This window comes from Polaribacter sp. 2305UL8-11 (assembly GCF_058147165.1).
Window position 1 is genome coordinate 1 of record NZ_JBYVJW010000136.1, and the last position, 232, is coordinate 232.

General features: G+C 36.6%; 1 protein-coding gene. It reads left to right on the top strand.

Features of this window, described 5'->3' with window-relative positions; all coding sequences use genetic code 11:
• Window positions 1-232 (top strand): ATP-binding cassette domain-containing protein (locus ACY2RW_RS16485; protein ID WP_490123804.1); only part of this gene is annotated, 232 nt, incomplete at both ends.

Here is a 232-nt window from a genome sequence, read left to right on the forward strand (position 1 = left end):
GGAAAACAAGTAAACTCTCGTGCGTATGGAAGGCGTTTTAATTTCTCTGGAAGTGAGCAGAATAAAAAAGTTTCTACGTTATCTGGTGGAGAAAGAAATAGATTGCATTTAGCAATGACGTTAAAAGAAGAAGGAAATGTACTTTTATTAGATGAGCCAACCAATGATTTAGATTTAAACACTTTACGAGCGTTAGAAGAAGGTGTGGAAAATTTTGCGGGTTGTGCAGGAG